We start from the raw sequence: 17,296 nt of genomic DNA, 5'->3' as shown, positions 1-17,296 counted from the left end.
CAGGCGTGGCCACCTCCAGCAGCACGAAGAAATCCGCATACGACGCACGCAACCTCCAGGTCCTCGAAGGGCTGGAGGCGGTGCGGAAGCGTCCCGGCATGTACATCGGCTCGACGGACTCCCGCGGGCTCATGCACTGCCTGTGGGAGATCCTCGACAACTCGGTCGACGAGGCCCTGGGCGGTCACGGCGATTCCATCTCGGTGATCCTGCATCCCGACGCCTCCGTCGAGGTCCGCGACACCGGTCGTGGTGTCCCGGTCGATGTCGAGCCGCGCACGGGCCTGACCGGTGTCGAGGTCGTCTATACGAAGCTCCATGCCGGGGGGAAGTTCGGCGGCGGCTCCTATGCGGCCTCCGGCGGCCTGCACGGTGTCGGCGCGAGCGTCGTCAACGCGCTCTCCGGCCGGCTCGACGTCGAGGTGGACCGTGCCGGCAAGACCTACGCGATGAGCTTCCGGCGAGGTCAGCCGGGGACCTTCGAGGACGGCGACCAGCCGGACCCCGACGCGCCCTTCACCCCTGCTCAGGGACCGGGGGAGCTGCGCGTGATCGGCACGGCGAAGCGCGGAGTCAGCGGGACCCGGGTGCGGTACTGGGCGGATCCGCAGATTTTCATCAAGGGATCCCACTTCGCGCTCGACGAGCTGCACCGGCGGGCCCGACAGACGGCGTTCCTCGTGCCCGGCCTGCAGATCTCCGTTACCGATCAGCGTCCCGAGGCCTCCCCGGACCAACCGGCCACACGCAGCTACAAGTACGACGGCGGGATCAGCGAGTTCGTCGAGTACCTGGCGCAGGACGAGAAGATCACCGACGTGATCCGCCTGCAGGGATCGGGCGACTACACCGAGACCGTGCCCGTGCTCGACAAGAACGGGCACATGGTCTCCACCGACGTGGAGCGTTCCTGTGAGGTCGATATCGCGCTGCGCTGGGGTGCCGACTACGACTCCACGCTGCGCTCGTTCGTCAACATCGTCGCCACGCCCAAGGGCGGCACCCATATGTCCGGCTTCGAGCAGGCCCTGGTCAAGACGATGCGCAAGCAGGTCGAGAACCAGGCTCGACGGGTGAAGTTCAACGCCAAGAACGAGAAGATCGAGAAGGACGATGCGCTGGCAGGCCTGACCGCTGTCGTGAGTGTGCGCATCGACGAGCCGCAGTTCGAGGGCCAGACCAAGGAGATCCTCGGCACCCCGGCGATCCGCGCGATCGTCGGGAAGATCGTCGAGCAGCGGCTGACCACCTTCCTCACCTCGACCACGAAGGGCGAGAAGGAACAGGCCGCGCTGGTCGTCGACAAGGTGGTCTCCGAGATGCGTGCACGCATCGCGGCACGGATGCACAAGGAGGTCTCGCGGCGGAAGAACGCCCTGGAGTCGTCCACGATGCCGACCAAGCTCGCCGACTGCCGCACCCATGACGTCGAGCGCTCCGAGCTGTTCATCGTCGAGGGTGACAGCGCCCTGGGCACCGCCAAGAACGCGCGCTCCTCGGAGTACCAGGCGCTCCTGCCCATCCGCGGCAAGATCCTCAACGTGCAGAAGGCGTCCATCACGGACATGCTCAAGAACACCGAGTGCGCGGCGATCATCCAGGTCATCGGGGCCGGTTCCGGGCGCACCTTCGACCTCGACGCCGCTCGCTACGGCAAGATCATCATGATGACGGATGCCGACGTCGACGGTGCCCACATCCGCACCCTGCTGCTGACCCTGTTCCATCGCTACATGCGGCCGCTGGTCGAGGCCGGGCGTGTCTACGCCGCGGTCCCGCCGCTGCACCGCGTGGAGATCATCCACGGCGGCAAGAAGAAGAACGAGCTCGTCTACACCTACTCCGAGGCAGAGCTGAACAAGCTCCTGAAGAACCTCGAGCGGCGGGGGAAGAAGTACAAGGAGCCGATCCAGCGCTACAAGGGTCTGGGTGAGATGGACGCTGATCAGCTGGCGGACACCACCATGGATCCCGGTCACCGCACCCTGCGTCGGGTGCGTATCGAGGATGCGGAGGCCGCCAGTGCGGTCTTCGAGCTCCTGATGGGCTCCGAGGTCGCGCCCCGCAAGCAGTTCATCATCGAAGGAGCCGAAGAGCTCGACCTGGAGAGGATCGACGCATGAGTGTCGCCGTCCGTGTGATCCCGTGCCTGGATGTCGACGCCGGCCGTGTCGTCAAGGGCGTCAACTTCCAGGGCATGCGCGATGCCGGGGACCCGGTCGAGCTCGCCGCCCGGTACGGGGCGGAGGGGGCCGATGAGCTCACCTTCCTCGATGTCACCGCCTCCTCCGGGGGCCGGGCGACCATGATCGATGTGGTGCGCCGCACCGCGGAGCAGATCTTCATCCCGTTGACCGTCGGCGGCGGGGTGCGCTCGGTGGACGACGTGGATCAGCTCCTCCGGGCGGGCGCCGACAAATGCGGGGTCAACACCGCTGCGATCGGACGTCCCGAGCTGATCAGCGAGATCTCCCACCGTTTCGGCAACCAGGTTCTGGTGCTCTCGATCGACGCCCGGCGCGTCACCAAGGACACCCCGGAGGGCACGGCCCGCACCGGGTCCGGCTTCGAGGTCACCACCCACGGCGGCCGTCGCGGCACCGGCATCGATGCGATCGCATGGATCCGCGAGGTGACGCAGCGAGGCGCCGGGGAGATCCTGCTGAACTCCATGGACGCCGATGGCACCGAGCAGGGCTTCGACCTCGAGCTGATCCGGCTCGCGCGAGGGGCCACCAACCTTCCGCTGATCGCGTCAGGCGGTGCCGGGAAGCCCGAGGACTTCGCGCCGGCCGTGCACGTCGGCGCTGACGCCGTGCTCGCGGCGAGCGTGTTCCACTTCCAGCAGATGACCATCGCCGACGCGAAGAAGGCGATGGCCGCCGACGGCATCACCGTGCGCTGATCGCGCCGCGCTGGCGACAGGACCCCGTCCGGGAACGGACGGGGTCCTGTCTTATGAGCCCGGAGCCCGGAGCCCGGAGCCCGGAGCCCGGAGCCGTCGGAGTCATCGCCGAGGCATGGCGGTGGTCGCCAGAGCGTTCAGGAACAGCTGATCCCGCTCCTGGAGGGCCTGCTCGGCGGCTTCGCGCCGGCGTGCGCGCTCGATGGCACGACGGCGGACTCGTGCGGCGCGCACGTCAACACTCGGAACGACGCTCGCAGCGATGCCCGGTTCGGACGGAGCGCGCTCCGGCGAAGCCTGCAGCGCCCGGCGGTGCTCCGGGAGCGGAGCTCGCAGCGTCGACAGCGGTGTGAGGGCGGTGGTGGTGGTGGGTGGACGGTCGAGGGGTGTCTGGACGGACATGGCGGCCTCCTGGCCGATGGGGTGCGTTCGAGTCTTCTCGCGCCAGCGGACACGATGTGTCCGCAGAGAGAGGAGGGCGTCACGAAGCGCTCGACGAGCGTCGAGAGAGGTGTCGTGACGAGGATCGGCGCGACGGGCCGATGGGTGTGCGACGCGGAGCGATCTCCGGCGTCGGGAGGGCCTATGCGGCCTTGCCGGTGGTGCGGGGTACCCCACCGGTCGCTGCCCTGCGCACGGTCGATCCGTGACGCCCGAGGGGGGACGCAGCGCAGCCGACCAGGACCGCGGCCGTACGAGCCGGGAACGGGGTGGTGTGCATCTCCATGAGGACAGTCGACCATCGCAGAGTGCGGACCACAAGCGAATAAATAGTGCTCACCTCGACGGAGAACCACGCCGAGAAGGGCCGAGCAGGACGGCAGAGGACCCGGTCCCGCCCGGCGAAGGGCAGGACCGGGTCCTCAAGGTGAACGGTGAACGTCGAACGGCGAACGGCGAACGTCGAACGGCGAACGGTGGGCGGTGAGCGGTGAGCGGGCAGCGGTGCGCTCAGAGCCCCGGACGGATCAGTGCTCGATGCGGTAGGTGACGCCGAGCGTATGTGCGGCGCCCGGGTCGAGGGTCACGAAGCGATCCTTGGCCACGGCCGGTTCGACGCACACGAACTCGGGCCAGGCATCGTCGGGCAGGTCGCCCATCCCGGCGGCGAGCTCGGGCCAGGGGTTCCACACCACGGTCTTCGTCGTGCCGCGCGGGCTGGACACGATGCGGCGGGACCCCGCCTCGTCGAGGATCGTGACCTCCCCGTGCGCGTCGAAGATCTTGTCGGTGGAGCCGGTCAGGCGCAGCGCCTGATCACCCTGCACGTCGGCGGCCAGTCCTCGCGTGTTGTCGAGGTACGCGGCCTCTCGGAGCCCGTCGATCGCGATCTGCCGCACGTCCGCGACGGCGAGATAGGTGTGCAGCGCGGCCTCGATCTCGAGGGCCTCCTGCCCGGCCGTGAGCGTGAGATCCACGGAGAGCTCGGCACCGATGCGGAAGACGACCCTCCCCGTGAGCTCTGCGGCGTCCTGCGGGGTCTCCAGCTCCAGGACGACATCATCGCCGTCGAGGGCCGCGGAGACGAGATCCCAGCGGACCGTGCGCAGCCAGCCGTGCTTGACCGCCATGGTCCCGTCGCGCCCGGGGCCGAACCAGGGGCCGACCAGCGGGATGCCGCCGCGGATGGCCTCGCCGGGTCCGAAGGCCGAGTCGGGGCTGAGCCACAGCAGATCGGACTCCCCGGCGGGAACCCAGCTGGTCAGATGCGCGCCGTCGAGATGGACGACTGCGCGGGCAGCCGGGACGTCGACGACGATCGCGTCGGCGCCGTGGAGCTGCTCGAGGAGGACCCCGTCAGGCAGGGAGACGGATGCGGCAGTGCTCGAAGTGTTCATGGCACTCATCGTCCCACGGGGGATGGGCTCTCGAACGGCGGGTGTCAGGGAGTTGCCGTCGTCTCGCGGACGCCGTCCCCGGCTGCGGAGACCGCCCGGATCAACAGCAGGAGCCAGACGTACACCGTCACCGCCGTGCCGATCTCGAAGGCCGTCATGTTCAGATAGCCCACCACCTCGAACAGGACGATCAGCATCACCAGGATCGCGAACGCTATGCCGGTGAACAGGAGCAGACCGCCGGGCAGCCGGCGCAGCAGCACCGGGAAGACGACGAGTGCGAGTCCGAAGACCACCACGAGGGACTCGGCGACGACGTTGTGCCAGTACTCGCTGACGTTCAGGGAGATCAGGGCGACCAGGGCGAGCAGCGCTCCCAGCACCGCCAGGGTCCCATGCACCACCTGGACCTTCCACCGTGGTTCGCCGGCCGCACGAGCCCACAGCCCGAGGTCGTGCCCGAGGAAGTCCCCGACCGCGACGAAGGCCAAGCCTGTCAGCAGCAGGGTGAGGTTGAAGGCGAGCCCGGCCCGATCCGATCCTGCGCCGAGCTGGGAGAAGAACTGCTCCCACCAGTAAGGATCCGGGGCCAGCATCGCGGCGGACAGCACCCCGACGGTGAGGAAGGCCATGAGCAGCGTGGCGAGCGAGCGGCCATCGAGGGCCGCTGAGCCCGCCCCGACGATGTAGGCCCAGGCCCCGGTGCTGGCACTCACCCAGAACGTGCTCGCGAAGCGATCCAGCGCCACGCCCTGGAACGCCAGCTGCAGCACCGCGAACATCGCACCGGTCAGCAGGAACGCGAGCACCGCGTACACCAGGGACGGCCCGGCGACGGCCAGAACTCGTCGCCACCACGGCATGTCCTGCATCCACGGGTGGACCCGCGGGGCGAGCACGAGGAGGGCACCCGTGGCGACCAGACCGGAGACGGCGAGCGCGCACACGGCGGCGAGCTCCCCGATGGACCCCGGGCCGGACAGGGGAGCTGTGCCGCGCAGGACGAGGAGGCCGACCACCAGGCCCGTGACCGCCCCGGCGAGGCCGAGCGTGAGGCTGATGCCCTCCGCCCGGATCGGTTCCGTCGATCGCAGCCGGGCGCGGGTGCGTGACATCACGGAGGTGCTGGTGCCGGGACGCGTCATCGGGATATCTCGCCGAGGAGGGGTCAGCCGACCGCAGCGATCGGCACGGCGACCGGGGTGCCGGAGCCGTCTCGTCGGCCCGTGGGCTCGGGCAGATCGATCGGCTGGCCCGCCTCGGAGCAGGCCCGGGCGGGGTGCGGCACCACCCAGGCGCCGATGAGGGTGTCCTCGCCGCGGAGGAAGCGGTGGCAGCGCATCCCGGCGGTGGCACGCCCCTTGGCCGGGAACTCGGTGAGGGAGGAGACCTTCAGCGAGCCGGTCTGCAGCAGGGGCAGGGTGCCGGAGCTGCCGGAGACCGTGACGACGTCCGCTGCAGCAGTGACGTCGACCGTCCCGAAGGCGATCACGTGGGCATCGGCGGCGAGCTTGATCCCGGCGACCCCACCGGCACCACGGCCCTGCGGCCGGACCCCGGAGGCGGGGAAGTGCAGCAGCTGGGCGTCCGAGCTGACGAAGACCAGGTCCAGGTCGCTGTCCTCCTCCAGGTCGACCACACCCACCACGGTGTCCCCGTCCTTGAGCGCGATGATCTCGAAGCCGTCGGTCCGGGGGAAGTCGAGCTGCACGCGCTTGACCACACCCTGGCGGGTGCCGAGCGCGATCGCTCCGCCGCGGGCCACGTCCGCTTCGGAGAGTCGGATCAGGCCCAGCGGTCGTTCCTCGCGGTCGAGGTCCAGGAGATCGCTCAGCCGGGTTCCGCCGGCCAGCGACGGGGCGCCTGCGGTGGGGGCGAGCGAAGGCAGCTCCACGACCGACAGATGCAGCACCCGGCCGCGATCCGTGACGACCCCGATCGTGGACCGCGTCGAGGTCAGCACATCCGAGACGATGACGTCGTGGGAGCTGCGCCGGCCCTCGCGCAGCACGTCGTCCTCCCCGGCGACTCGCGCCACCAGCGACGTACCGGTGAGCAGCACCCGGCAGGGCTCGTCGGCCACCTCGAGGGATCCGGAGGCGGTGACGGCGGGCTGATCGGCCGCTTCCAGCAGGACCGTGCGCCGGGAGTCCCCGTGCTCGGCGGCGACGGCGGCGAGCTCCGTGGAGACCAGCGTGCGCAGGACCGTGTCGGAGCCGAGGATCTCCTCGAGCTCCTCGATCTCCCGACGCAGGTCATCACGCTCGGCCTCGAGGTCGATCTGCGAGAACTTCGTCAGCCGGCGCAGCCGCAGCTCGAGGATGTACTCGGCCTGCAGCTGCGAGAGATCGAAGACGCCCATCAGGCGGGTGCGTGCGGACTCCGCGTCGTCGCTGCTGCGGATGATCTGGATGACCTCGTCGATGTCGACGATCGCCAGCAGCATGCCCTCGACCAGGTGCAGGCGCGCCTTGCGCCTGCCGAGCCGGTGCTCGGTGCGTCGGCGCACCACCTGCAGCCGATGGTCGACGAAGACCTCGAGCATCTGCTTCAGGCCCAAGGTGCGCGGCTGACCGTCGACCAGGGCCACGTTGTTGATGCCGAAGGACTCCTCCAGCGGCGTGTACCTGTACAGCTGCGAGAGCACCGCTTCAGGGTCGTAACCCGACTTCACGGTCAGCACGAGGCGCAGGCCGTGGTGGCGGTCGGTCAGGTCCTGATAGTCGGTGATGCCCTGCACGCGCTTGGCCTGGACCGCGTCACGCAGCTTCTCGGCGACCTTCTCCGGCCCCACCTGGTAGGGGAGCTCGGTGACGACGATGCCCTTGCGCCGCGAGGTGATGTTCTCGATGCGCGTCGTGGCCCGCATCTTGAACGAGCCGCGACCCGTGCGGTACGCATCACGAACACCGTCGAGCCCGACGATCCGCCCTCCGGTGGGCAGATCGGGCCCGGGGACGAAGCGCATGAGGGCTTCGAGATCGGCGTCGGGGTGGTCGATCAGGTGGCGGGCCGCAGCGATCGTCTCGACCAGGTTGTGCGGCGCCATGTTCGTGGCCATCCCGACCGCGATGCCGGACGCCCCGTTGACGAGGAGGTTCGGGTACTGCGCAGGCAGCACCTCGGGCTGGGTGAGCTGGTTGTCGTAGTTCGGGATCATGTCCGCGACGTCCTCGTCCAGCGAGTCCGTCATCAGCAGAGCCGCCTTGGCGAGGCGGGCCTCGGTGTACCGGGCCGCCGCCGGGCCGTTGTCGAGGGAGCCGAAGTTGCCGTGCCCGTCCACGAGGGGCATGCGCATGTTGAAGCTCTGGGCCATGCGCACCAGGGCGTCGTAGATCGCGGTGTCGCCGTGGGGGTGGAGCTTTCCCATCACCTCGCCGACGACGCGCTGGCTCTTGACGTGCCCGCGCTCGGGGCGCAGCCCCATCTCGGCCATCATGTAGAGGATGCGGCGCTGGACCGGCTTGAGCCCGTCTCGGGCGTCCGGAAGCGCCCGGGAATAGATCACGGAGTACGCGTATTCGAGGAACGACGTCTCCATCTCGCTGGTGACGTCGATGTCGACGATCGTCTCGTCGACCTCGTCATCCCCGGCGGGCGGCTGGGTGCTTCGTGATCGGGCCATGAGGGACATCATGGCGCATGACCGGCCATGATTCCGGGAGCCAGGGCCCGGACGGGACGTGAATCCCGTCTATTCCACGATCGTCGACGATAGGATCCGATCATGCCCGACAGTCGTGTGCCCCGGCTCGAACCGCTGCGCTCCCTGCGGCGTCGTGCCGCCGACGCCGCCGGTGACCCCGCTGAGGAGTACCCGGCGCACTGGGAGGCCGACATCGCCCTGCGTGACGGTTCCGCGGCACATCTGCGGCCCATCCGCCCCGCGGACGCGGACGCCCTCCAGGACTTCCACACACGGCAGTCCGAGCATTCGCGCTATCTCCGGTTCTTCGCGGCGATGCCGCAGCTCTCCCCCCGGGACCTCGCACGGTTCACGCACGTCGACCACCACGACCGGGTGGCCTTCATCGTGCTGGTGGGGGACGAGATCATCGCTGTGGCCCGGTACGACCGGATCGATCCACGAGCGGCAGAGGTCGCGTTCAACGTCTCCGACGCGCGCCAGGGCTCCGGTCTCGCCTCGGTGCTGCTCGAGCACCTGGCGGCCGCGGCCCGCGAACGGGGCATCAGCTTCTTCACCGCCGAGGTGCTGCCGCAGAACGCGAAGATGATCAACGTGTTCACCGAGGCCGGTTTCGACGTGGAGCGCACCATGGACGACGGCGTGGTCCTGGTCTCCTTCCGCATCGACCCCACGAAACGCTCCCTCGCGGTGATGGCGGAGCGCGAGCACCGTGCGGAGGCCCGCGCCATGGAGCGCCTCCTGACCCCGGAGTCCGTCGTGCTGATCGGGGTGTCCTCCCGCGCCGACTCCGCCGGGGGCCGGTTCCTCACGGCGCTCGAGAACTCCGGATACTCCGGCGCCGTCCACGTCATCTCCCGGGACGCGTTCGAGGTGCGCGGTCACCGTACCCGTGCTCGGATCGAGGACATCCCGGGCACCGTCGATCTCGCGGTGATCGCCCTGCGCCCCGAAGCCTGCCTCGACGCCATCGAGCAGTGCGCGGAGATCGGGGTGCGCAGCGTCGTGATCCCCACCGAGGGGTTCACGGACAGCGAGCAGGGCCGCCGGCTGCAGAGGCGGCTCGTGGCCCGTGCCCGCCTGCACGGCATGCGCCTGCTGGGCCCGGGGTCGCTCGGTTTCCTGCGCACGGGCGAGGAGGCGATCAGCCTCTCCCTCGCCCCGAAGATGCCGCACCCGGGTCCCGTGGCGCTCGCCGGGCAGTCCAGCGCGCTGTCCGCGCTGCTGCTGGCAGGGACCGACACCCGCGGGATCGGCATCCACGAGTTCGTCGGCGTCGGCAACCGGGCGGACGTCTCCCTCAACGACACCCTGCAGCACTGGGAGGACGACGACAGCGTCCGGGTGATCGCGCTCGCCCTGGAATCGATGGGCAACCCGCGGAAGTTCACACGGCTCGCCCGTCGCCTCACCCGGAAGGTTCCGCTGATCGTGCTGCGGCCGCCGGGGATCGATTCCACGACGCCCCCCGGTCACGATGTGCGCCGCTCGGTGCTGCCGCGCCGCGCCCTGGACCAGGTGCTCGGCTCCTCCGGTGCCGTGCAGGCCTCCGGGGTCGACCATCTCCTGGACATCGCCGACGCCATCGGACGCCAGGGACTGCCCCCGGGGCAGCGCGTCGGGCTGCTCTCGAACACCGCCGCGCTCGGCGCCTCCCTGCGCGGAGCGACCGACCAGGCGGGTCTCGAGGTGGTGGCCGAGAACCACAGCGTCCCCCTGGCGTCGGACCCTCGTCTGATCGAGCGCGCGTTCACCTCGATGGCCGCCCTCGGACAGGTGGACCTGGTCATCGCCGGCTTCCTCGACCCCCTCAGCGGGAACGCCCTCGAGGTGATCCGGGCGATGGCGACCGTGGCCCGCCACTCCGAGGTGGTGCTGCTGGTCTGCCTGATCACCGACGCCGACCGGTTCGCCCAGGTGCAGGCGTCGATCCGACGGGACCAGGACCTTCCTCCCCTCCATGCCACGCCCTACGGGGTGGTCCGCGCCGGGGCCGGGATGCTCGCGGCCGCACTGCGTCCGGCGGTCGACGACGACGAACCCGCGCACCGCGAGGACGTCGACCGCGCCGGCGCCCGCGATCTCGTGGACCGGGCCCTCGCCGCCAGCGGCACGTCGACCCCTGCACGCGACCTCACCGCCGGCGAGGTCAGAGATCTCCTGTCGGCCTATGGGATCGAGGTGCTGGAATCCCACGCGGTCCTCGACGCCGACGATGCCGTGGAGCGGGCACGCGGCCTCGGCTATCCCGTCGCCCTGAAGAGCACCGATGAGGTGCTGCGTCACCGGGCGGATCTCGGGGGAGTGCGCCTGGCGATCCCCGATGAGATCCAGCTGCGCCATGCGGTCGCGGCGATGCGGCGCGACCTGTCCTACTCGAGCGCCCCGCTCGAGGTGCAGGCGATGGCCCCGCCGGGCGTGCCGATGGTGGTGCGCAGCGTCGAGGACCCCTCGCTCGGCCCTGTCGTGTCCCTCTCCGTCGCGGGGGACGCCACCGACCTGCTCGATGACATCGCCTACGCCATCCCGCCGTTCAGCGAGGACGCCGCGCGCGCCCTCATCGACACCCCGGCGAGCGCGGTGAAGCTCCAGGGGAGCCGGGGGCTCCCGCCCGCGGATCGTGAGGCGCTCGCCGACCTCCTGGTGCGCATCGGTCTGCTCGCCGAGGACCTCCCGGAGCTCGCGATGCTCGAGCTGTACCCGGTGCTGGTGGGGCAGGAGGGCGTCAGCGTGGTCGGTGCCGCCGTCCGGCTGAGCCCGGCCCCCAACCGGACCGACGGCTCCCGTCGCGCCCTGTCGGGACCGGCGGGCTCCTGAGCCCGGGAGCGTGGGACACTGGTCCGATGACCACAGCTCTTCCCGCTGATCTCCTCACAGAGCTCGAGACCGCCGGATACTTCCCGCAGACGGCCGCTCAGAGCCTGAAGCGTTCCCTGCATGGTGCGCGGCCGCTGGCCCACCTCGTACGGCCGGAGACCACCTTCGACGGCCCTGAAGTGCGCCGGCACCTCACGGTCCTCGTCCTGACGGCCACCCACCTGCTGGTCACGCACCTCGATGACGACCCGGCCGACGCCCTGAACCCGAGCCAGGTCGTCTCGACCACGGAGCGGGTCCGGCTGCAGAGGATCGCCTCCACCGGTCTCTCCCAGGTCTTCGACACCGATGGGCAGCAGACCCCGGGCCGGGAGGCCGAGATCACGCTCGGCATCACGTGGAGCGGCAGCCACCGCGTGGATCTCGAGCGCGCCGTCTGCGAGGACCCCAGCTGCCAGGCCGACCACGGATACACCGGCACGATGGCCCCGGCGGACCTCGCCCTGCGTGTCAGCGCCCTTGCCGATGGCGACGATGCCGTCGAGGCCGCTCTGCGCTTCCACGACGAGCTGGTCGACGCGGTCGACGCCCTGGATGCCTGAGAGGACCACCATGGCCGATCCGGAGCACGGCGCCCCCAGCGCCCGGGCCGACGGCCCGGCTGTCCCGGCGCAGCCCATCGACTGGCCCGACGACCTGCTGCCCGCCCCGTTCGCAGACGGCGCACGACCAGCCCTCCTGGACGTCCTGGCACCGCTGGTCTCTGCGCCGGAACCGGGACGCGACGTGGTGATCCTGCTCGACGGAGTGGGCTCCAGGCTGCTCTCCACGCACCGCGCCCTCACCCCGACCCTGCGCCGGCTGGACGGGCAGATCACGCGTATCCGCACCGTGTCCCCGGCCACCACCGCCACGGCGATGGTCTCGCTGCACACCGGCCTGCCCCCGCTCGTGCACGGGGTGCTGGGATATCTCACCTACGACCCGGATTCCGGCCAGCCCCTGAACCAGATCTCCGGTGACCGATCGGTGGATCCGCGACGGTGGATGCCCGCACCGACTCTGGTCGAGCAGGGCACCCGCCGGGCGGTCCAGGTGGCCCCGTCCAAGCACGCCGGGTCTCACCTCAGCGGTGTGGCGTACCGCGGCTGGGAGTTCCTGGGCCACGGCCGGGGGGACAGGGTCGAAGCGGTGCGCACCGCGCTCCACCGCGCCGGCCCCGACGGCCTGGTCCATCTCCACGTCGACGACGTCGATCACGCCGGGCACCATCACGGGGTGGACAGCGACCAGTGGCGCACGGCTCTCGCCGAGGTCGATGCGCTCCTCGGATCGCTGCTGCGCCGACTGCCACGTGGCACGCGGCTCCACGTCACAGCGGATCACGGCATGGTCGACACCTCGCCGAGCACCACGATCGATCTCGCCGACCATCCGCGGCTGCAACGACTGGCCGCGTCGGTCGCGGGGGAGTCCCGTGCGCTCGCACTGCGAGCTGTCGAGGGGGACGGTGCCGCCGAGGAGCTCACGAGCGGACTCCGCGATCTGCTGGGAGGGCGTGCCCTGGTCCTGGACCGGGCCCAGGTGCTCTCCTCGGGGCTGCTCGCCTCGGTGGGCACCGAGGTGTCCGGGCGGGTCGCCGGGCGCCTGCCCGACGTGCTGGTGCTCGCTCGGGACCGGTGGAGCGTGGACGACTTCTCACGGCGTCCGGCGTCCGCCCGCGCGATGATCGGCGTGCACGGATCGCTCACGAAGGCCGAGAGCGTCGTCCCGCTCCTGCGCGTCATGGTCTGAGCGCCTCTCTGATCGGTGCGGGCAGCGGCACCGATCAGAGAAGCGGTGATCCGGTTCGGTCGTGAGTCCGGATCAGTGGTGCATCAGGATCAGTGGTGAATCAGGATCAGTCGTGCTTCGAGCCGAAGACGATCTCGTCCCAGCTGGGCATCGAGGCCCGCTTGCTCTTGGCCTTGGAGCCCTTCGGGGACTTGGCCGGCTTGGGCTGCTCGGCCGGATCGACAGGATCCGACGGTGATGGCGCGGACGTCGCGCTGAAGCCCGGCAGCGGCGTCAGATCGACGGTGTCCTGGAAGTGCCGCTCGTCGAGGACCTTCCCACCGGGAGACGAGCTGGTCGACGCGCTCGAGGCATGCTCGCCCGTGACGTCGGCGGCATCAACGTCGTCCTGGTCCTCGGGACCGTCGGCCGCGGCATCCGTGGCGTCGTCCGTCGCGTCGTCATCGGTCGCCTCGTCGAGGAGATCCGCGTCGCTCGTGGTGTGCTCGAGGAAGGCATCCCGGTCGGAGTCCGCGACCTCCTCGAACGCGACGCCCGCCGACTCCGCAGTCCCTCCTGCAGCGCCCGACGCGCCCGGCGCGTCCGTCCGGGCGAACTCGTCAGCGCCGTCGGTCCCGTCGGTGCGTGCCGCCTCCTCGGCGGAGCCCGCCGGCTCACCGGATGCCGCCGAGGCATCGTCGGTCCGGGCGTCGTCCAGGAGATCCTCATCGAGGCTGGTCCATACCGAGCCGGAGTCGTCCACCGGCGGGGGGACCGAACGCAGGCCACGACGGGCATTGAGCGCATCGAGCTCGCTGTCGTCGAGGGGCGCGGCCGGGCCGTCGGTCGTCGGGTGCTGGGTCGGCCAGGGGGCGCGGCCGCGCCGAGGAGCGGCCGTCCTCTCGTCGAAGGAGCCGTCGGCCTCGAGGTCGTAGACCGAGCTCTTCACGGCCTGCAGGCGCGCACGGCCGCGCGTCGGCTCGGGCGGGGCGTCCTCGTCGCTGATCCAGCGCGCTTCGTCATCGACCGGTGCGACCGAGCGGTTGTCGATCTCGGCGACCCAATGCGCCTGGCGGGTGCGGCCCGCCGCGGAGAAGGTCAGCTCCAGGGTCCACGTGCCGTCGGCTCGGCGCCATGCGTCCCAGGCGGTCTCCTCGGTCGCCTCCCGGGCGGCAAGACGCTCGGCGACGACATCATCGAGGCTCGGGCCACCACGGCCGACGGGGAAGGTGCGTGCTCGCTGAGCGGTCCATTCCCGCTCGGCGAGGACGGGGCCCTCGTAGCGGCGGACATGGTCCACCGGGATGTCGGCGGCCTCGGAGATGTCCTCGGCGCTGCGTCCGGAACGGAGCATCGCCTGGATCTCGCGAGGGCGCAGCGGCGCAGCATCGGCAGCCTGGATCATGCCGAGCGCCGGTCGGTCCGTGCGCACCGCGGCGCGCAGCGCCTTGTCGATCCGCAGCGTGTACCGCTCGCCATCGGAGTCGACCAGGATCACATGCTCTCCATCGTCATGGATCCCGTCGAGTTCGATCTCTCGCATCGTCGTCCTCTCCGTCGCAGCCTGGTCGGTGGCGTGCAGAAGTCTAGGCAGCGACCATATCCCGTAGCAGTGCTCCCCGGCGGCGTCCGCGCCGGGAAGCAGGGCGTGTTGCGCCCCCGAATGTGACGTCGGTTGCCGAGCACAGACCTCTCTGCAATAATGCCGCCGCATTCAGCGTTTCGATCCGGACCGGCCCAGAGGGGGCGAGGGCGATCGCGATGTGCTGGATGACAGCAAGCCTCCCCAGGTCGGACGACCGCCGCGAACCACGAGAACGGACCGTAGATGGCCACAGATTACGATGCCCCGCGCAAGAACGACGATGAGTCGAACGATGATTCGATCGAGGAGCTGAAGGGTCGCCGCAACGAGTCGGCGGCCCCCACGGTCGACGAGGACGAGGCAGAGGCGGCGGACTCGTACGAGCTCCCCGGCGCAGACCTCTCCGGCGAGGAGCTCTCGGTGCGGGTCCTGCCCCGTCAGGCCGATGAGTTCACCTGCGCCAGCTGCTTCCTGGTGAAGCACCGCAGCCAGATCGACCACGTCGAGGGAACCCTCATCATCTGCAAGGAGTGCGCGGCCGCCTGAGCGACCGGAGCCTCCGTGCATCACGGCGCCGCACCCTCGGGGTGCGGCGCCGTTCGTCATGCCGGGTGCGTGCACTGCGGTGACGCGTGGTGCGGTGTCTCTCGTGGGCTCTCGTGGGCTCTCGTGGGCTCTCGTGGGCTCTCGTGGGCTCCCGTGCTCCGCCCCGGAGGCGTCCGGATCGGCGTGGGTGGGTGGTCAGGCGTGCTGCTGGGCGGTGCGCAGCGCGAGGGCGAGATCCTGCGGGTGGCGCGAGGAGGCGACCCAGGCGCTCGTCGGATCCTCCTCGTCGTGGACCTCGACACGGATCCCGCCATGGATCCAGCCGCGCACGCAGTGGTACGCGAGAGGTTCGAAGTCCTGACCGACCAGCAGGCGCCACTCCTCGCCCTCGAGCACCACGGGGTCTCCGAGCTGGTCGACGTCGATCTGGGCGCTGCCCAGGGAGAGCTTCCCGTCGGAGACCGTCACCACGGGGGAGTAGAGCACGGCGAGCACGATCGCGATCGCGATGCTCACGATCGCCACGATGAGCGCGAGCATGCTGTTCAGCGGCACGATGACCAGGCCGACGATCGAACCGAGCGCGATCACCACGATCCAGGCGCCGGGGCTGGGCAGCAGCCGCTCGCGGTACGGCGGTGCCGTGGGGGCCGTGGGGGCCGTGGGGGCCGTGGGGGACGCAGGGCGCGGGGGCGACGAGGCGGCGTCGTCCGCCGTCGTCCCGGGGACGGGATCGGGTGCTGCGGTCATGCTCCGATGGTCTCACGCGCGTGCTGGGAGCTCTCGGGCTGGACGGCATACCCTGTGCCCATGCCTGAAGAGTCTGACACCACGAACGCGGCCGCCCGCGCCGCCGCCCCTGACGCGCCTCCGCTGCGGATCGCGCTCGCTGCGGGGACCGAGATGCCGCGTCGAGCCCACGCCGATGATGCTGGCCTGGACCTGACCAGCGCCGTCGATCTCGAGATCCCCCCCGGCGGGCGCGCCCTCGTCGACACGGGGACGTCCGTCGCCCTGCCGGGAGGAACGGTGGGCCTGGTCTGCCCCCGTTCCGGTCTGGCCGCTAAGCATGGGATCACCGTGCTGAACGGCCCCGGTGTCGTGGACGCCGGATACCGCGGCCCGATCAAGGTCTCCCTGCACAACACCGATCCTGTGGAGAGCTTCACGCTCCGAGCCGGTGACCGGATCGCCCAGCTGGTCGTGGTCCCCGTGATGACCCCCGTGCTGCAGCAGGCCGACGACCTCGATGCCACCGACCGGTCCACCTCGGGCTTCGGCTCCAGCGGCGGTTTCGGGCACGCAACGGCAGCGACCGCCACCGACGAGAACCAGGAGGGTTGAACAATGGGACTGTTCTCCCGCAAGAAGCGTCAGGACGTCGACGCCGTCGACGCCCACGAGGACATCGAGAAGAACGCAGCAGCAGACGGCGCCGCAGCTGACGGGACTGCAGCCGACGGGACCGCGGACGACGGCGCATCCACCGCTGTGGGTGACGAGGGCTCCGCGGCCGACGTCGTGCAGGCCTCCCCCGAGCAGGAGGCGGACGAGCAGGAGGTCGGGGCCCCGTCGGACGGGACCGCAGATGAGGCCTCCGGTGAGACCGGCGACGCAGGCGCCGAGGAGACCACCGGGCGCGGTGATCACCTCGCCGAGGGACCGTTCGACGAGAGCGACGCGCCCGAGGAGGATCGCATCGACCTCGGCGGCCTGCAGGTGCCGACGATCGACGGCATGGAGCTGCGGATGGAGGTCGATCAGCGCACGAGCGCCGTCACCGGCGCGAACCTGGTGATCGGCGGATCCTCGGTCCAGGTGCAGGCTTTCGCCGCTCCGAAGTCCCGCGGCCTGTGGGACGACGTCCGGACCTCGCTGCGGGACTCCGTCGTGAAGCAGGGCGGGACGGCCGAGACCCGTCCCGGAGCGTTCGGGACGGAGCTGATCACGCGCCTGCCCGTGAAGCGTGCCGACGGGCGCACGGGGTACCGACCCGCCCGGTTCATCGGGATCGACGGCCGACGCTGGTTCCTGCGGGCCATCCTCACCGGCAAGGCCCTGAGCGACGCGGAGCAGGCCCGGGCCATCGAGACCGTCATCTCCCGCCTGGTGGTGGTGCGCGGCGGTGAGGCGATGGCCCCGCAGGAGCTGATCCCGCTCAACCTTCCCGGTCAGCGTCCCGGTCT

Annotated in this window: 14 protein-coding genes; 8 read left to right on the top strand and 6 right to left on the bottom strand. The window is 70.5% G+C overall.

The window, feature by feature from the left end:
• Window positions 1-5 precede the first annotated feature (5 nt).
• Both ACT3UL_RS14645 and hisF read left to right on the top strand, forming a co-directional pair.
• Window positions 6-2,123 (top strand): DNA gyrase/topoisomerase IV subunit B, encoded by a 2,118-nt coding sequence (locus ACT3UL_RS14645; RefSeq protein WP_444579010.1) that lies wholly within the window; start codon window positions 6-8, stop codon window positions 2,121-2,123.
• On the top strand, window positions 2,120-2,905 hold the full coding sequence (gene hisF / locus ACT3UL_RS14640) for an imidazole glycerol phosphate synthase subunit HisF (RefSeq protein WP_444579009.1): 786 nt from the start codon (window positions 2,120-2,122) through the stop codon (window positions 2,903-2,905). The genes ACT3UL_RS14645 and hisF overlap by 4 nt, the downstream gene beginning before the upstream one ends.
• A 102-nt stretch (window positions 2,906-3,007) precedes the next feature.
• Here the strand turns inward: hisF and ACT3UL_RS14635 are convergent, their stop codons facing one another.
• The 4 genes from ACT3UL_RS14635 to ACT3UL_RS14620 all read right to left on the bottom strand — a co-directional run bounded on the left by ACT3UL_RS14635 (window position 3,008) and on the right by ACT3UL_RS14620 (window position 8,368).
• Window positions 3,008-3,307: a hypothetical protein gene (locus tag ACT3UL_RS14635; protein ID WP_444579008.1), complete on the bottom strand. Its 300-nt coding sequence runs from the start codon at window positions 3,305-3,307 to the stop codon at window positions 3,008-3,010.
• Window positions 3,308-3,873: 566 nt separating this feature from the next.
• A complete protein-coding gene (locus tag ACT3UL_RS14630; protein ID WP_444579007.1) occupies window positions 3,874-4,743 on the bottom strand; it encodes a D-hexose-6-phosphate mutarotase in 870 nt (289 codons plus the stop codon).
• Window positions 4,744-4,787: 44 nt separating this feature from the next.
• Window positions 4,788-5,858, bottom strand: coding sequence for a DUF998 domain-containing protein (locus ACT3UL_RS14625; protein ID WP_444579005.1), 1,071 nt, complete (start codon window positions 5,856-5,858; stop codon window positions 4,788-4,790).
• A 53-nt stretch (window positions 5,859-5,911) separates the two neighbouring features.
• The gene (locus ACT3UL_RS14620; RefSeq protein WP_444579004.1) at window positions 5,912-8,368 is read right to left on the bottom strand and encodes a DNA gyrase/topoisomerase IV subunit A; all 2,457 of its coding nucleotides are present in this window, start codon (window positions 8,366-8,368) and stop codon (window positions 5,912-5,914) included.
• A 102-nt stretch (window positions 8,369-8,470) separates the two neighbouring features.
• On the opposite strand from ACT3UL_RS14620, the gene ACT3UL_RS14615 reads away from it, so the two are divergent.
• The 3 genes from ACT3UL_RS14615 to ACT3UL_RS14605 are packed head-to-tail and all read left to right on the top strand — an operon-like array spanning window position 8,471 to window position 13,000.
• Window positions 8,471-11,206, top strand: a complete 2,736-nt coding sequence (locus ACT3UL_RS14615; RefSeq protein WP_444579003.1) for a bifunctional acetate--CoA ligase family protein/GNAT family N-acetyltransferase — start codon at window positions 8,471-8,473, stop codon at window positions 11,204-11,206.
• A gap of 26 nt (window positions 11,207-11,232) precedes the next feature.
• Window positions 11,233-11,808, top strand: coding sequence for a DUF5998 family protein (locus tag ACT3UL_RS14610; protein WP_443335441.1), 576 nt, complete (start codon window positions 11,233-11,235; stop codon window positions 11,806-11,808).
• On the top strand, window positions 11,801-13,000 hold the full coding sequence (locus tag ACT3UL_RS14605) for an alkaline phosphatase family protein (RefSeq protein ID WP_444579001.1): 1,200 nt from the start codon (window positions 11,801-11,803) through the stop codon (window positions 12,998-13,000). The genes ACT3UL_RS14610 and ACT3UL_RS14605 overlap by 8 nt, the downstream gene beginning before the upstream one ends.
• Window positions 13,001-13,106: 106 nt before the next feature.
• On the opposite strand, the gene sepH is transcribed toward ACT3UL_RS14605, so the two are convergent.
• Window positions 13,107-14,522: a septation protein SepH gene (sepH, locus tag ACT3UL_RS14600; RefSeq protein ID WP_444579000.1), complete on the bottom strand. Its 1,416-nt coding sequence runs from the start codon at window positions 14,520-14,522 to the stop codon at window positions 13,107-13,109.
• Window positions 14,523-14,807: 285 nt separating this feature from the next.
• Here sepH and ACT3UL_RS14595 point away from each other — a divergent pair, with 285 nt between their 5' ends.
• A complete protein-coding gene (locus ACT3UL_RS14595) occupies window positions 14,808-15,110 on the top strand; it encodes a DUF4193 domain-containing protein (protein ID WP_444578998.1) in 303 nt (100 codons plus the stop codon).
• Between the two features lie 195 nt (window positions 15,111-15,305).
• On the opposite strand, the gene ACT3UL_RS14590 is transcribed toward ACT3UL_RS14595, so the two are convergent.
• Window positions 15,306-15,860, bottom strand: a complete 555-nt coding sequence (locus tag ACT3UL_RS14590; protein WP_444578996.1) for a DUF3093 domain-containing protein — start codon at window positions 15,858-15,860, stop codon at window positions 15,306-15,308.
• A gap of 60 nt (window positions 15,861-15,920) precedes the next feature.
• Between ACT3UL_RS14590 and dut the strand changes: the two genes are divergently transcribed.
• Window positions 15,921-16,454, top strand: coding sequence for a dUTP diphosphatase (gene dut / locus ACT3UL_RS14585; protein WP_444578995.1), 534 nt, complete (start codon window positions 15,921-15,923; stop codon window positions 16,452-16,454).
• Window positions 16,455-16,457: 3 nt separating this feature from the next.
• On the top strand, window positions 16,458-17,296 hold an 839-nt coding region (locus tag ACT3UL_RS14580; protein WP_444578993.1), incomplete at its 3' end, for a DUF3710 domain-containing protein.

The organism is Brachybacterium sp. 107 (assembly GCF_052379725.1).
Taxonomy (GTDB): Bacteria; Actinomycetota; Actinomycetes; order Actinomycetales; family Dermabacteraceae; genus Brachybacterium.
This window is presented reverse-complemented; position numbering and strand designations above follow the sequence as displayed.

Bases quoted from the DNA above. Each gene is read 5' to 3' on its own strand.
- hisF (WP_444579009.1), top strand. From the start codon at position 2,120: ATGAGTGTCGCCGTCCGTGTGATCCCGTGCCTGGATGTCGACGCCGGC.
- ACT3UL_RS14635 (WP_444579008.1), bottom strand. From the start codon at position 3,307: ATGTCCGTCCAGACACCCCTCGACCGTCCACCCACCACCACCACCGCC.
- ACT3UL_RS14630 (WP_444579007.1), bottom strand. From the start codon at position 4,743: ATGAACACTTCGAGCACTGCCGCATCCGTCTCCCTGCCTGACGGGGTC.
- ACT3UL_RS14625 (WP_444579005.1), bottom strand. From the start codon at position 5,858: ATGTCACGCACCCGCGCCCGGCTGCGATCGACGGAACCGATCCGGGCG.
- ACT3UL_RS14620 (WP_444579004.1), bottom strand. From the start codon at position 8,368: ATGGCCCGATCACGAAGCACCCAGCCGCCCGCCGGGGATGACGAGGTC.
- ACT3UL_RS14615 (WP_444579003.1), top strand. From the start codon at position 8,471: ATGCCCGACAGTCGTGTGCCCCGGCTCGAACCGCTGCGCTCCCTGCGG.
- ACT3UL_RS14610 (WP_443335441.1), top strand. From the start codon at position 11,233: ATGACCACAGCTCTTCCCGCTGATCTCCTCACAGAGCTCGAGACCGCC.
- ACT3UL_RS14605 (WP_444579001.1), top strand. From the start codon at position 11,801: ATGCCTGAGAGGACCACCATGGCCGATCCGGAGCACGGCGCCCCCAGC.
- sepH (WP_444579000.1), bottom strand. From the start codon at position 14,522: ATGCGAGAGATCGAACTCGACGGGATCCATGACGATGGAGAGCATGTG.
- ACT3UL_RS14595 (WP_444578998.1), top strand. From the start codon at position 14,808: ATGGCCACAGATTACGATGCCCCGCGCAAGAACGACGATGAGTCGAAC.
- ACT3UL_RS14590 (WP_444578996.1), bottom strand. From the start codon at position 15,860: ATGACCGCAGCACCCGATCCCGTCCCCGGGACGACGGCGGACGACGCC.
- dut (WP_444578995.1), top strand. From the start codon at position 15,921: ATGCCTGAAGAGTCTGACACCACGAACGCGGCCGCCCGCGCCGCCGCC.